Consider the following 14,586-nt stretch of genomic DNA (forward strand, 5'->3'; position numbering starts at 1 on the left):
GTGGCGAGTGGGTATAGCTGACAGACTGGGGGCGGCGCGGGAGCCCCGCTGCTCCTCCGCCACCGATTGCCCGGTCGACCCGAGACATCGAGGAGCACGGAATGAGCATCCAGTCGGTTGAGCCACGTCGTCATCATGTGGTGGTGATCGGATCCGGATTCGGGGGTCTGTTCGCTACCAAGGCCCTCGCACGTGCCGACGTGGACGTCACCGTCGTCGCTCGGACCACCCATCACCTCTTCCAGCCGCTGCTGTACCAGGTGGCGACGGGCATCCTGTCGGTGGGTGACATCGCGCCGCCGACCCGGCTGGTGCTGCGCAAGCAGAAGAACGCCCAGGTACTGCTCGGCGACGTCGAGTCGATCGATCTGACGCGGCAGACCGTGACGTCCCGATTCCTCGAGCGGGAGACGGTCACGCCGTTCGACAGTCTGATCGTGGCCGCCGGGGCGGGCCAGTCGTATTTCGGCAACGACCACTTCGCCGAGTTCGCGCCCGGCATGAAGACGATCGACGACGCGCTCGAGTTGCGGGGCCGGATCCTGGGGGCGTTCGAGCAGGCGGAGCTGGCCGAGGACCCGGCCGAGCAGCGCCGGTTGCTGACGTTCGTGGTGGTCGGGGCGGGACCGACCGGGGTGGAACTCGCGGGACAGATCGCCGAGTTGTCCCATCACACGCTCCGGGGCGCGTTCCGCAACATCGATCCGGCGGCCGCCCGGGTGGTGCTGCTCGACGGGGCACCGGACGTGTTGCCGGTGTACGGGGGCAAGCTCAGCGCCAAGGCCCGCCAGACCCTCGAGAAGCTGGGGGTGGAGATCCAGCTCAACGCGATGGTCACCGACGTGGATGCGACGGGCCTGACGGTCAAGGACAAGGACGGCACCGAGCGCCGGATCGAATCGCAGTGCAAGGTGTGGTCGGCGGGCGTGTCGGCGAGTCCGCTGGGCCGCCGGCTCGCGGAGCAGTCCGGCGCCGAGATCGACCGGGCGGGCCGGGTCCTGGTGAATCCGGACCTGTCGCTGCCCGGTCATCCGAATGTGTTCGTCATCGGCGACATGATGTCGTTGGACAAGCTGCCGGGCCTGGCGCAGGTGGCGATGCAGGGCGGCAAGTACGCGGCGCGGCAGATCGTGGCGGGCCTGTCCGGTCACGATCCGGCCGAACGCAAGCCATTCAAGTATTTCGACAAGGGGTCGATGGCCACGATCAGCCGGTTCAGCGCGGTCGCGAAGGTCGGCAAGCTCGAGATCAGCGGGTTCGTCGGCTGGGTGGCCTGGCTGGGGATCCACCTGCTGTACCTGGTGGGCTTCTCGAGCAAGCTGTCGACCCTGCTGTCGTGGGCGACGACGTTCCTGACCCGGGGCCGCAACGAGATGGCCTCGACGGAGCAGCAGGTGTTTGCCCGCAACGCGATCGACCGGCTGCAGCGGCGTACCGAGGAGGCCGAGCGCGGCAGCGCCGGGCGACGCGCCGCGGGCTGAGCGGCGGGCGCCGGGGGCTCGAGGCCCGCGGCGCCGGTCAGTTGCCCAGGGCGTCGGGATCGAGGATGTTGGCCAGGCGCACCTGCCCGTGGGCGACGGTGCGGTGCTGCTCGTCGGTGATCGCGACCTGCCACAGCTGCTGGCTGCGTCCGCGCTGGATGGGGGTGGCGGTGGCGGTGAGCACCCCGTCGCGGGTGGCGCGGATGAAGTCGGTGTTGTTGTTGACGCCGACCACCTTGCCGCGGTCGCCGAGCCAGATGCTGCCGGCGAAGCTGGCGACGGATTCGACGACGGCGCAGTAGACGCCGCCGTGGACGATGCCGAACGGCTGGTGCTGGTTCGGGGTGACGGTCCAGTGGGCGCGGACCCGGTCGGGGCTCAGTTCGGTGAACTCGAGGCCGAGGACGGACCCGAAGCCGTCGTTGTGCTGGGCGGTGACGGCCGCGGGGTCGGAGAGTTGTTCCTGGGTGGGCAGATCGGTCATGTGTCACTCCGTCCGGGTCGTGCCAGCTCCCTGGCGCGGGCCCGGCGCCGGTCGCCGGGTCTGGAAGGGATGCTAGGACATCGCGGGCGGCACGCAGTGCCGGGACGAGCCGGCGGGCCTCGCGTGGTGCACGCGAGGCCCGCCGTGGGAAGGACCGGGGGTCTCTGCAGCCCTCAGGACTCCGGCGCGGTCCGGCAGTAGCAACGCCTCGTAACTATAGGTAAGCCTTGCCTAATTTAGCAAGTCCGCGGACCGGCACCCCCAGCGTCAGGAACGCATCCAGCAGAACCTGGCCGCGGCGCGCCGCGACGGTGCGGGAGGTGCCGGCCAGGGCGGGGAGCTGCGCCGCGCCCGCCACGACGGTGCGGCCGAGCAGGGACCACAGGCGCAGTTGCTCGGCGGGGGCGCACTGCGCCAGCGACGCGTGGACGGCACGCAGCGCCGTGGTGGCACGGTGGGCGGTCCACCGGGCGAGCGCCTCCTCGCACGGCAGCACGACGACCGCGCCGTCGGCGACGGCGGGATCGTCGGGTAGTACACGCAGGGTGTCGTCCGCGACCGCGGCCCAGTCGATGCCGCCGTCGCTGTCCTGGTGGATCCACAGGTTCTCGAGCCCGGGATCCCAGCAGCGCGCCTCGAGCAGATAGGGGGCGAGGACCCGGCCCGCGACGACGTGGACGAGGGCGGCCGCCACCTGGTCGACGGCGATCCGCGGGTCCGCGACGTCCTCGAGCGCGCGGGCGTACAACAGCGCGATCCGCCGGTCCCGGTCGGCGTCGGCGAGCCGCCACCAGCGTCGGCGGGGTTCGTCGTCGATGCGGGCGACGGCGTAGACGCGGGGAGCGTGCGGCATCAGCAGCCTCAGGCGGGCGTCGGTGTCCTCGAACGCGGGGATCTGCACCGCGGTGGATCTCGGTGGCAGCAGGGTTGTCATCCACACCTCCCGATCGGCGGATCGTCACAATTAGGTAAGCCTAACCATGCCATTACGTCGTGGGGGATGCAAGCCTGGAAGATAGGCTTCGGTAACCTAACCTTCGTTCGGCCGAGTACGCGTCCCCGAGGAGCCCACCGCCTGTGACCACCCTCCGCCCCCCGGAGACGCCGCCGCCCGTCGCGGACGCCCCCTCCCTCCCCCGCCGTCTCGCCGCCGAAGCCGGCGACCTGGGTCTGCTCGCCGTGCCCGCCGTCGTCGGTGTGCTGCTCGTACGCGCCCTGTCCGACGCCCACGGCGGCGGACAGACCGACCGTGTCGTCTTCGGTGGAACGGCCCTCGCCGTCACCGTCGGCCTGTGGTGGTACAACCGCGGGCACCGCGAAGGCACCACCGGACGCAGCCTCGGCAAACAGTGGACCGGACTGGTCACCCGCGACCGCGGCCACGGCGGGCCGGTCGGCGCGCGGCGCGCCCTCCTGCGACGCGGCACCGAGGTCGTCACCGAGCGCGTCGCGGCCGCCGACGGATTCGTCCCCCTCGCCGCCGACACGAGCGTCGGCGCCGTCCGCCGTCGCCGCCTGCTCGGTCTGCTGGCCATCGCCGCGATACTGACGGTGGTGCTGCTCGCCGGGATCGCCGTCGGCGCCCGGCCGATGACCATCGCCGAGGTCGTCCACGCTCTCACCACCGACGACGGCTCCGACACCGACGTCATCGTGCACACCCTGCGGATCCCGCGCACCGTGCTCGGACTCGTGGTGGGCATCGCTCTCGGCGTCGCCGGCGCCCTCATCCAGGGTCACACCCGCAACCCCCTGGCCGACGCGGGCCTGCTCGGACTCAACGCCGGAGCAGCCTTCTTCGTGGTGCTCTCGATCTACCTGCTCGGGATGGCCACCCCCGGGCAGTACCTGTGGTTCGCCTTCGCCGGGTCGCTCACCGCCAGTGTCGTGGCCTTCGGGTTGTCCTCCCTCGGAGGCGGCCGCGCCGGACCGTTGACCCTGGCCCTGGCCGGCGCGGCCGTGGCGTTCTTCCTGCAGGCGATGACGCATGCGGTGGTGCTGCTCGACCAGACCACGCTCGACGGATACCGGTTCTGGATCGTCGGCTCGGTCGCCGGCCGCGACCTCGAGGTGTTGTGGCAGGTGCTGCCGTTCCTCGCGGCCGGACTGCTGCTGGCCGTGGTGAACACACCCGGCCTCAATGTGCTCGGCCTCGGCGAGGACGTCGCCCGGTCCCTGGGCACGAACGTCGTCGCCGCCCGCACCGTCGGCATCGTCGCCATCACCCTTCTCACCGGCGCCGCGACCGCGGCCTGCGGACCGATCGCCTTCGTCGGGCTCGTGGTCCCGCACGTCGCCCGGGCGATCACCGGACCGGACTACCGCTGGCTGCTCCCCTACGCCGGGCTGCTCGGCGGGGTGATGCTCGTCCTGGCGGACGTCGTCGGCCGGATCGTGGTCCGCCCCGGGGAGCTGCAGGTCGGCATCGTCCTCGCCCTGATGGGCGCACCGTTTTTCATCGCCCTCGTGCGCCGGCGCCGGCTGGTGGCCCTGTGACCGCCACCGCGCCGGCACGCACCGGCCCGACCCGGGCGACGGTCCCGTCCCGGCCGGCACTGCGGATCGGCACGCTCTCGCTCGTGTGGCGACCGCGCGCGGTGTTCCTGTGCCTGGCTCTGGTGGCGGCCACGTTCCTGCTGCTGTGCGTCGGGCTCGGCCGCGGCGACTATCCGCTGTCGGTGCCGCAGGTGGTCTCGGTGCTCGCCGGCGGTGGGGAGCAACTCGACCGGTTCATCGTCCTGGAGCTGCGCCTGCCGCGGGGCCTCGCGGCGGTGCTCGTCGGCGCGGCGCTCGCCGTCGCCGGCGCCCTGACCCAGACGGTGTCCCGCAATCCGCTGGCCAGCCCGGACATCCTCGGCGTCACCGCCGGTGCGAGCGCGGCCGCGGTCGCGCTCATCGTCGCCGCCGGTTCCGGGACGCTCGCCGGGATGCTCGGCGCGCTCGGGTTGCCCCTCGCGGCGCTGTGCGGGGCCCTGTGCACCGCCGCGGCGGTGTACGTCCTGGCCTGGCGTGGCGGCGTGGAAGGCTTCCGACTGGTGCTGATCGGGATCGGCGCCAACGCGCTGTTCGTGGCGCTGACGAACTGGATGCTGGTCTCGGCCGACATCAACGACGTGTCCCAGGCGCAGGTGTGGCTCACCGGGTCGCTCAACGGCGCCGGATGGTCGCAGGTCGTGCCGACGGCGGTGGCGCTGGCCGTCCTGACCGGTTGGCTCGCCACCGCCGCCTTCACGATGGGTGCCCTGCGGCTCGGGGACGAGACGGCCCGGTCGCTCGGCGTGCGGTTGCAGACCCAGCGGGCGGTGTTGCTGCTGTCCGCCTGCGCCCTGGTCGGTGTCGCCACCGCGGCGGCCGGGCCGATCGGGTTCGTCGCGCTCGCGGCCCCGCAGATCGCGCTGCGCCTCGTGCGCTCCCCCGGTCCGCCGTTGATCGCCTCCGCCCTGACCGGAGCGGCCCTGGTCACCGGCGCCGACATCCTCGCCCGCACGGTGCTGCCCGTCGCGCTGCCCGTCGGCCTGGTCACCTCCGCCCTCGGCGGTCCGTTCCTGCTGTATCTGCTCGTGCGCTCGAACCGGAAGGTGTCGCTGTGACCAGAATCCCCCGCACCGACGACGTCGCCGCGCCCACCGCCGCGCCCCCATCCGAGGCCGTGGACAGCGCCGCCCCGCCGCCGCGGCTCGTCGCGCGGGACCTCGCGCTCGGCTACGGCGACCGGCTCATCGTCGACGGCCTGGACCTGACCGTGCCCCCCGGGGTGATCACCACCGTGATCGGGCCCAACGGGTGCGGCAAGTCCACCCTGCTGCGGGCGCTGGCCCGGTTGCTGCGCCCGCGTCGCGGCAGCGTGCTGCTCGACGGGCACGCGATCTCCTCGATGCGCACCCGCGACGTCGCGCGGGTGCTGGGGATGTTGCCGCAGGCGCCGGTGGCGCCGGAGGGCCTGACCGTCGCCGACCTCGTCGCCCGGGGGCGGCATCCGCACCAGTCGTGGCTGCGGCAGTGGTCCGCCGACGACGAGGGTGAGGTCGCCGTCGCACTGGACCGGACCGGCATCACCGAGCTCGCCGACCGCCCGGTCGACCAGCTCTCCGGCGGACAGCGTCAGCGGGCATGGATCTCGATGGCGCTGGCGCAGGGCACCGACGTGCTGCTGCTCGACGAGCCGACCACCTATCTCGATCTGGCGCACTCGGTGGAGGTCCTCGACCTCGTCGACCGCCTGCACGCGGAACTCGGCCGCACCGTGGTGATGGTGCTGCACGATCTGAATCTCGCGATCCGCTACAGCGACCACCTGGTGGTGATGAAGGAGGGCCGGATCGTGCGCGCGGGCCCGCCGGCGCAGGTGATCACCGAGGAGCTGCTGCGGGAGGTGTTCGCGCTCGACGCGGCGGTGATCGACGACCCGGTCTCGGACCGGCCGCTGGTCGTGCCGATCGGCACCCGGCACGTGTTCGGCACGGCGGGCGGACCGCGGACGAGAACACGTACTACTTCGGGTAGTACGACACGCTCGTCGGAGACCCGGTAAACTCGTGTCATGGCAGCACTCGGAGAACTCGAACGCGCAGTGATGGACCACCTGTGGTCCTCCACCGAACCGCAGACCGTCCGGCAGGTCCACGAGGCCCTCGCCGCCCGGCGCTCCCTCGCGTACACCACCGTCATGACCGTTCTCCAGCGCCTCGCGAAGAAGAACCTCGTCATCCAGCAGCGCGACGACCGCGCCCACCGGTACGTCCCGGTGCACGGCCGCGAAGAACTCGTCGCCAGCCTCATGGTCGACGCCCTCGACCAGGCCGACGAGTCCGCCGGCCGGGTCGCCGCCCTCGTCCACTTCATCGGGCGTGTCAACCCCGACGAGGCCGCCGCGCTGCGCGAGGCCCTCGCCGCGCTCGAGGCCCAGCAGGACGGGCCCACCCGTCCCACCGTCGCCGACCCGGGTACCGGTCGGGCGAGCTGACTGGCACACTCGGTGCCATGAACGCGACCACCGCGCTGGTCTTCGGCATCCTCGCGCTGCTGCTGGCCGGGCCGGTCCCGGCCCTGCTCAGCCGCGCCACCTGGCCGTACCGCAACCCCCGCCCCGCCCTCGTGCTGTGGCAGGCGGTGGCGCTCGCGGCCGTGCTGTCCGCGTTCAGTTCCGGCCTGGCCATCGCATCGCTGCTGCTCGTCCCCGGTGAGGACGGCCGCCCCACCACCGCCCCACTCCAGGAGATCGACGCGCTCGGCCTGCCCCTGTGGCTGACCTACGTCGTGGTCTTCGCCCTCACCCTGCTCATCGGTGCACGGCTGATGTATTCGATTCTGCGCGTCGGTGTCCGCACCCGCCGCCGCCGGGCCCGGCACCGCATGCTCGTCGATCTGCTCGACCGGCGCGACAGCGGCGCCTCGGTGCGGCAGCTGTCCCACGTGCGCGTCCTCGACACCGCCGAACCCGTCGCCTACTGCCTGCCGGGCCTGCGGCACCGGGTCGTGCTCAGCGAAGGCACCCTCGACCACCTCGCCGACGATGAGATCCGCGCCATCCTCCGCCACGAGCACTCCCACCTGCGGGCCCGGCACGACCTCGTCCTCGAGGCGTTCACCGCCGTCTACGAGGCCTTCCCGCGGTGGGTACGGTCCCGGTCCGCGCTCGGCTCGGTGCAGCTGCTCGTCGAGATGCTCGCCGACGACTCCGCCGTGCGCGTCACCGGCCCCACCCCGCTGGCCCGGGCCCTGGTCGCCTGCGCCGGCGCCCGCACCCCCCAGGGCGCCCTCGCCGTCGGCGGCCCCTCCACCGTGCTGCGCGTCAAGCGCCTCGCCGAACCCGGCCCGGACCTGCGCACCGCCGTGACCGCCTACACCGCGGCCGCCGCCATCCTCGTCGTGCCCACCATCGCGGTCGCCGTGCCGTGGCTGACCGAACTGAGCCGCCTGCTGCGCGCCTGGTGACCCCCCGCCGTCCGCACCGGTAGCACGCCCCCGATTTCGATCCCGTCCGGGTTCGGGGGAAGCTGTACCCATGACCGTCGAACGCACCGAGAATCCCCGCGCCCAGATCGGCGTGACCGGCCTGGCCGTCATGGGGTCGAACATCGCCCGCAACTTCGCCCGCCACGGCCACACCGTCGCGCTGCACAACCGCAGCGTCGCCAAGACCGACGCCCTGCTCGAAGCCCACGGCGACGACGGGGACTTCGTACGCACCGAAACCATCGACGAGTTCGTCGCCGCCCTGCAGAAGCCGCGCCGGGTGCTCGTCATGGTCAAGGCCGGCGACGCCACCGACGCGGTCATCGACGAACTCGCCAACGCGATGGAACCCGGCGACATCATCATCGACGGCGGCAACGCCCTCTACACCGACACCATCCGCCGCGAAGCCGCACTGCGCGCCCGCGGCCTGCACTTCGTCGGCGCCGGCATCTCCGGCGGCGAAGAAGGCGCCCTCAACGGCCCGTCGATCATGCCCGGCGGCCCCGCCGAGTCCTACGAGGCCCTCGGCCCGCTCCTCGAGTCCATCTCCGCCCACGTCGACGGCACCCCGTGCTGCACCCACATCGGCCCCGACGGTTCCGGCCACTTCGTGAAGATGGTGCACAACGGCATCGAGTACGCCGACATGCAGCTCATCGGTGAGGCATACCACCTGCTGCGCGACGCGCTCGGCCACGACGCCCCGCAGATCGCCGACGTGTTCTCCGAATGGAACACTGGCACCCTCGAGTCCTACCTGATCGAGATCACCGCCGACGTCCTGCGCCAGACCGACGCGAGCACCGGCAAACCCCTCGTCGACGTCATCGTCGACGCCGCCGAGCAGAAGGGCACCGGCCGCTGGACCGTCAAGTCCGCCCTCGACCTCGGCGTCCCGGTCACCGGCATCGCCGAGGCCGTGTTCGCCCGCGCCCTGTCCGGCTCCCGCACCCAGCGCGCCGCCGCCCGCGGCCTGGCCTCCGGCACCCTCGGCGACAAGCCTACCGACGCCGCCCAGTTCACCGAGGACATCCGCCGCGCCCTCTACGCGTCGAAGATCGTCGCCTACGCGCAGGGCTTCGACCAGATCGCCGCCGGCAGCGCCGAATACGGCTGGAACGTCGACCGCGCCGCCCTGGCCACCATCTGGCGCGGCGGCTGCATCATCCGCGCCCAGTTCCTCAACCGCATCAAGGAGGCCTACGACGCCGACCCGCAGCTGCCCAGCCTGATCCTCGCCCCCTACTTCCGCGAGGCCATCGAGGCCGGCATCGACAGCTGGCGCCGCGTCGTCGCCACCGCCACCATGCTCGGCATCCCCGTCCCCGCGTTCGCCTCCTCGCTGTCGTACTACGACGGTCTGCGCGCCGACCGCCTGCCCGCCGCCCTCACCCAGGGCCAGCGCGACTTCTTCGGCGCCCACACCTACGAGCGCATCGACGCCGACGGCAAGTTCCACACCCTCTGGAGCGGGGACCGCACCGAGGTCCGCGCCTGACCACGCCCGCACCGGCACCCCGGTAGGGCATAGTTTGTGCCCATGAGCGGCACCGTCACGGCGTCCGTCGTGTGCGCGCTGGCCGCCGCGCTCCTGTTCGCGGCGGCCAGCGTCGCCCAGCAACGCTCCGCCGAAGCCGTCCCCGCCGGCGAGTCCCTCGTCGCCGCCCTGATCCGCAGCCCCCGCTGGTGGGCCGGGGTAGTCGGCGACGGCGGCGGCTACCTGCTGCAGGTCGCCGCCCTCGCCCTCGGGCCGGTCCTGGTGGTCCAGCCACTGCTGGTGTCGTCGCTGCTGTTCGCCCTGCCCCTGTCCGCCGCGTTCTCCGGCTCCCGCATCACCCGCCCCACCTGGCTGACCGCGGCGGCCCTGTGCGCGGCGCTCGTGGTGTTCCTCGTCGTCGGCGACCCCACCGCCGGTGAGATCGACGCCCCCTGGCACGAGTGGGTCCTCCCGCTCGGCGCGGTGTGCACCGCCGTGTCCGCCGCCACCGCGATCGGGCTGCTCGGCCACGACCCCGGCACGCGGGCGATGGCACTCGGCGCGGCCAGCGGCCTGCTCTACGGCGTGGCGGTGGCGTTCACCAAGTACGTCACCGACCTGTTCGAACACGGCCTGCGTCCCGTGGTCGGCGCCTGGCAGACCTGGGCCCTGCTCACCGCCGGCCTGCTCGGCGTCTACCTCCAGCAACGCGCCTTCCAGGCCGGCCCGCTCGCCGCGTCCCTGCCGGCGATCACCATCGGCGAACCCCTCGCCGCCGTCTTCCTCGGCATGACCGTCCTCGACGAACGGCTCCGGGTCGACGGCCCGGGACTCGCCCTGGTCGTCGCCTCGGTCGCGGTGATGCTGATCGCCACGGTGGCGCTCTCGCGCAGCCAGGCCCGGCTCACCGCGCCCGACGCCACCGGCGCGTAGCATTCGCCAGGTGCGCTTCCTCGACGGCCACCAGCCCCCGTACGACCTGACCTACGACGACGTGTTCCTCGTCCCGAACCGGTCCGCCGTCGCGTCCCGGTTCGACGTGGACCTGTCCACCGTCGACGGTTCCGGCACCACCATCCCCATCGTGGTCGCCAACATGACCGCCGTGTCCGGCCGCCGCATGGCCGAGACCGTCGCCCGCCGCGGCGGACTCGTCGTGCTCCCCCAGGACCTGCCGGCCGGCACCGTCGCCGAGACCGTCGCGTTCGTCAAGAGCCGCCACCTCGTCGCCGACACCCCCGTCACCCTCGGTCCCGAGGACTCCGTCTCCGATGCCCTCGCCCTCCTGCCCAAACGCGCCCACGGCGCCGTCGTCGTCGTCGACGACCACCGCCGCCCCGTCGGTGTCGTCACCGACGGCTCCTGCCGCGAGGTCGACCGGTTCGCGCGGCTGCGCGCGGTCGCCATCCGCGACTTCGCCACCGCCTCCGTCGGCTCGTCGCCGCGGGAAGCGTTCGCACTGCTCGAAGCCAAACACGACCCGCTGGTCGTGCTCACCCACGACGACGGCACCCTCGCCGGGGTCCTGACCCGCACCGGCGCCGTCCGCGCCGGCATCTACACCCCGGCCGTGGACGCCGACGGGGCCCTGCGCATCGGCGCCGCCGTCGGTGTCAACGGCGACGTCGCCGCCAAGGCCGCGGGGCTCGTCGACGCCGGCGTCGACCTGCTCGTCCTCGACACCGCGCACGGCCACCAGGAGAAGATGCTCGACGCCCTGAAACGGATCAAGGCGCTGGACCTGCCCGTCCCCCTCGTCGCCGGCAACGTCGTCTCCGCCGCCGGCACCCGCGAACTGCTCGACGCCGGCGCGGACATCGTCAAGGTCGGCGTCGGCCCCGGCGCCATGTGCACCACCCGCATGATGACCGGTGTCGGACGACCCCAGTTCTCCGCCGTCGCCGAATGCGCCCGCACCGCCCGGGACCTCGGGGCGCACGTCTGGGCCGACGGCGGGGTGCGGCACCCCCGCGACGTCGCACTCGCCGTCGCCGCCGGCGCCGCCAACGTCATGATCGGGTCCTGGTTCGCCGGCACCTACGAATCGCCCGGCGAACTGCGCTACGACGAGACCGGCCACCCCTACAAGGAAAGCTTCGGCATGGCCTCCAAGCGTGCGGTCGCCGCCCGCACCGTCGACGACTCCGCCTTCGACCGCGCCCGCAAAGCCCTGTTCGAGGAAGGGATCTCCACCTCCCGCATCCGCATCGACCCCCAACGGCCCGGCGTCGAGGACCTGATCGACCACATCTGCTCCGGGGTGCGCAGCACCTGCACGTACGCCGGTGCCCGCACCCTCGAGGACCTGCACGCGCACGCCGTGCTCGGGGTCCAGTCGGCCGCCGGATTCGCCGAGGGACGGCCCCTGCCGACCGGATGGTGACCGCACCGCACGAGGCCGGACACGGTCCGTAGAATGATGCCTCACCGTGAACGCCCGCACCTCGGGCCCGACGAGAGGAATCCGGTGCCCGCGGCACCCACCACCATTTCCACACGGCCTCCGGCCGCCATCATTTCGACACGGCCTCCGGCCGCCACGGCCGACGCGGAGTCCGACTCCGCCGGTTCGGAGGGTTCCCCTAGCGAGCCGGGTGACATACCCGGCCGGACCTTCGCGACATCGGAGCGGAGCTTGCCGCCGGCCCGGGAGCGGTGCTGATGTCCGTCCTGCTGTCCGTCCTCAGCCTGCTCGGGTTCATCGCCCTGACCGCCGGCACCGCGGTGTTCGTGGCGGCCGAATTCTCCCTCACCGCCCTCGAACGCAGCACCGTCGACGCGCACGCCCGCGACGGCGACCTGCGCGCACGCCAGGTTCAGCACGCCCACCGCACCCTGTCCTTCCAGCTCTCGGGCGCCCAACTCGGCATCACCATCACCACCCTGATCACCGGCTACCTCGCCGAACCGGTCCTCGCCCGGTTCCTCGACCCGTTGCTGCGCGCCGCCGGACTCGGCGCCGCCCTCGCCTCCGGCATCTCCCTGGCCCTGGCCCTGATCATCGCCACCTCGTTCTCGATGGTCTTCGGCGAACTCGTACCGAAGAACCTCGCCATCGCGCGGCCCCTGGCCACCGCCCGCGCCACCGCCGGCCTGCAGGCCGGGTTCTCGCTCGTGTTCAAATGGGCGATCCGCGGACTCAACGGCGCCGCCAACCGGATCGTGCGGCGCCTGGGTATCGAACCGGCCGAGGAACTGCGCTCGGCGCGCTCCCCGGAGGAACTCGGATCACTGGTGCGCGCCTCGGCGGAACGCGGCGCCCTCGACGAGAGCACGGCGCTGCTCGTGGGACGCTCGCTGCGTTTCGGGGAACGCACCGCCGAAGACCTCATGACCCCCCGCGTCACCATCGAGTCCCTCGACGTCCACGACACCGTCCTCGACCTCATCGACGCCTCGTCGCGCACCGGCTACTCCCGCTTCCCGGTCGTCGACGGCGATCTCGACGCCACCGTCGGCGTCGTCCACGTCAAACACGCGTTCACCGTGCCCGCGCGGCGCCGCGCCCACACCCAGCTGCACACTCTCGCCCGGCAGGTCCCCGTCGTGCCGTCCACCCTCGACGGGGACGCGGTCATGGAACGGGTCCGCTCCGACGGCATGCAGGTCGCGCTCGTCGTCGACGAATACGGCGGCACCGCCGGCATCGTCACCATGGAGGACCTGATCGAGGAGATCGTCGGCGACGTCCGCGACGAACACGACGAACCCGAGCCCGAAGCGCAGCGCGTCGAGCAGGGCTGGTCCTGCTCGGGCCTGCTGCGCATCGACGAGGTCGCCCACCTGACGGGATACCACGCACCGGACGGCGAATACGAGACGCTCGGCGGGCTGCTCCTCACCGAACTCGGGGAGATCCCCGAATCCGGCGACGAGGTGCTGCTGCCGCACCGGCCCGGCGACGCCGACCACCGCTGGCGTGCCCGGGTCCTCGACATGGACGGGCACCGCATCGACCGCGTCCTGCTCGTCCCCACCGAGCCTGCCGGTGAGGACGAGCACGCACCCGGCCGCGAGAACGGAGACCGGTGATGAACGACTGGCTCGCGGTGCTGCTCACCGTGCTGCTCCTCGCCGGCAACGCATTCTTCGTCGGTGCCGAGTTCGCCCTCATCACCGCGCGCCGCGACCGACTCGAAGCCCTCGTCGGGCAGGGCAAGAAACGCGCCCGCACCGTCATCGCCGCCGGGGAGCACCTGTCGCTGATGCTCGCCGGGTCCCAGCTCGGCATCACCATCTGCTCGATCCTGCTCGGCCGCGTCGGCGAACCGGCCATCGCCCACCTGATCGAAACACCCATGCACGCCCTCGGCGTGCCGGACTCCCTGCTGCACCCGATCGGCTTCGCACTCGCCCTCACGATCGTCGTGGTGCTGCACATCCTGCTCGGCGAGATGGTTCCGAAGAACATCGCCATCGCCGGACCGGAACGCTCGGCGATGCTGCTCGTACCGACCCACCTGCTGTTCATGAAGGTGGCCCGGCCACTGATCGCGTTCTACAACCTGTGCGCCAACCTCAGCCTGCGCCTGCTGCGGGTCGAACCGAAGGACGAACTGGACGTCACCGTCACCGAACTCGAACTGTCCGAGATGATCGGCGAATCCCGCTCGGAAGGACTGCTCGACGAGGAGGAACACCGGCGTCTGACCCAGGCCCTCCAGACCAGCGGACGGACCGTCGCGGACGTCACGATCCCCCTGTCCGGGGTCCGCACGGTCCCGCTCGGCCCGGCCGGCACCACACTCGGAGCTGTCGAGCAGGCCGTCACCGAGACCGGCTACTCCCGGTACCCGGCGGAGACCGCACACGGGGAACTGGCCGGCTACCTGCACCTGAAGGACGTCCTCGACCTCGTGCGCGACGAATCGGCAGGGCCGGACACCCTCATCGCGACCGCCGAGATCCGGCCCCTGCCGCCGGTGCCGGTCGACGCCCCCCTCGACGACGCGCTGTCGCTGCTGCGGCGCACCAGCGCCCACCTCGGCGGAGTCGTCGACGAGCACGGAACCGTGATCGGCATCGTCGCGCTCGAAGACCTCGTCGAACAGTTCGTCGGCACCGTGCGCGACACCACCCACCGGATGGCCGACCCCGGCCCGGGACCACGTCCGTGAACCTCCGCCCACCCGACACCCCGACGCGGCACAACAATCATTGCACCGTCGGTGCAGTCGATACCGGGG

General features: G+C 72.2%; 13 protein-coding genes. 11 read left to right on the plus strand and 2 right to left on the minus strand.

Annotated elements, in window-relative coordinates; translation table 11 throughout:
• Positions 1-101: 101 nt before the first annotated feature.
• On the plus strand, positions 102-1,481 hold the full coding sequence (locus QNA09_RS11580; RefSeq protein WP_026138129.1) for an NAD(P)/FAD-dependent oxidoreductase: 1,380 nt from the start codon (positions 102-104) through the stop codon (positions 1,479-1,481).
• Positions 1,482-1,518: 37 nt separating this feature from the next.
• Here QNA09_RS11580 and QNA09_RS11585 read toward each other — a convergent pair whose 3' ends face one another.
• Together QNA09_RS11585 and QNA09_RS11590 are read right to left on the minus strand one after the other, a co-directional pair.
• Positions 1,519-1,965 (minus strand): PaaI family thioesterase, encoded by a 447-nt coding sequence (locus QNA09_RS11585; RefSeq protein ID WP_010596504.1) that lies wholly within the window; start codon positions 1,963-1,965, stop codon positions 1,519-1,521.
• A gap of 214 nt (positions 1,966-2,179) precedes the next feature.
• The gene (locus tag QNA09_RS11590) at positions 2,180-2,899 is read right to left on the minus strand and encodes a hypothetical protein (RefSeq protein ID WP_119699804.1); all 720 of its coding nucleotides are present in this window, start codon (positions 2,897-2,899) and stop codon (positions 2,180-2,182) included.
• Between the two features lie 143 nt (positions 2,900-3,042).
• Here QNA09_RS11590 and QNA09_RS11595 point away from each other — a divergent pair, with 143 nt between their 5' ends.
• The 10 genes from QNA09_RS11595 to QNA09_RS11640 all read left to right on the plus strand — a co-directional run bounded on the left by QNA09_RS11595 (position 3,043) and on the right by QNA09_RS11640 (position 14,517).
• Entirely contained in the window at positions 3,043-4,461 is a 1,419-nt protein-coding gene (locus QNA09_RS11595) for an iron ABC transporter permease (RefSeq protein ID WP_119699805.1), read from the plus strand.
• Positions 4,458-5,555, plus strand: coding sequence for an iron chelate uptake ABC transporter family permease subunit (locus QNA09_RS11600; RefSeq protein WP_010596507.1), 1,098 nt, complete (start codon positions 4,458-4,460; stop codon positions 5,553-5,555). Before QNA09_RS11595 ends, QNA09_RS11600 begins: the two co-directional genes overlap by 4 nt.
• A 59-nt stretch (positions 5,556-5,614) precedes the next feature.
• Positions 5,615-6,496 (plus strand): ABC transporter ATP-binding protein, encoded by an 882-nt coding sequence (locus QNA09_RS11605; RefSeq protein ID WP_048773831.1) that lies wholly within the window; start codon positions 5,615-5,617, stop codon positions 6,494-6,496.
• A gap of 9 nt (positions 6,497-6,505) precedes the next feature.
• The gene (locus tag QNA09_RS11610; RefSeq protein ID WP_010596509.1) at positions 6,506-6,928 is read left to right on the plus strand and encodes a BlaI/MecI/CopY family transcriptional regulator; all 423 of its coding nucleotides are present in this window, start codon (positions 6,506-6,508) and stop codon (positions 6,926-6,928) included.
• A gap of 17 nt (positions 6,929-6,945) precedes the next feature.
• Positions 6,946-7,899: a M56 family metallopeptidase gene (locus QNA09_RS11615; RefSeq protein WP_010596510.1), complete on the plus strand. Its 954-nt coding sequence runs from the start codon at positions 6,946-6,948 to the stop codon at positions 7,897-7,899.
• 70 nt (positions 7,900-7,969) lie between these two features.
• Positions 7,970-9,421, plus strand: a complete 1,452-nt coding sequence (gene gndA / locus QNA09_RS11620) for an NADP-dependent phosphogluconate dehydrogenase (protein ID WP_119699806.1) — start codon at positions 7,970-7,972, stop codon at positions 9,419-9,421.
• Between the two features lie 42 nt (positions 9,422-9,463).
• A complete protein-coding gene (locus QNA09_RS11625) occupies positions 9,464-10,333 on the plus strand; it encodes a DMT family transporter (protein WP_010596512.1) in 870 nt (289 codons plus the stop codon).
• 10 nt (positions 10,334-10,343) lie between these two features.
• Complete coding sequence (locus QNA09_RS11630) at positions 10,344-11,783, plus strand: GuaB1 family IMP dehydrogenase-related protein (RefSeq protein WP_203010724.1); 1,440 nt, start codon at positions 10,344-10,346, stop codon at positions 11,781-11,783.
• A 278-nt stretch (positions 11,784-12,061) separates the two neighbouring features.
• A complete protein-coding gene (locus QNA09_RS11635) occupies positions 12,062-13,432 on the plus strand; it encodes a hemolysin family protein (RefSeq protein WP_040269845.1) in 1,371 nt (456 codons plus the stop codon).
• Positions 13,432-14,517: a hemolysin family protein gene (locus QNA09_RS11640; protein WP_010596515.1), complete on the plus strand. Its 1,086-nt coding sequence runs from the start codon at positions 13,432-13,434 to the stop codon at positions 14,515-14,517. Before QNA09_RS11635 ends, QNA09_RS11640 begins: the two co-directional genes overlap by 1 nt.
• Positions 14,518-14,586 lie beyond the last annotated feature (69 nt).

Origin of the sequence: Rhodococcus sp. AH-ZY2, from assembly GCF_030916465.1 — a bacterium.
Taxonomy (GTDB): Bacteria; Actinomycetota; Actinomycetes; order Mycobacteriales; family Mycobacteriaceae; genus Rhodococcus; species Rhodococcus ruber.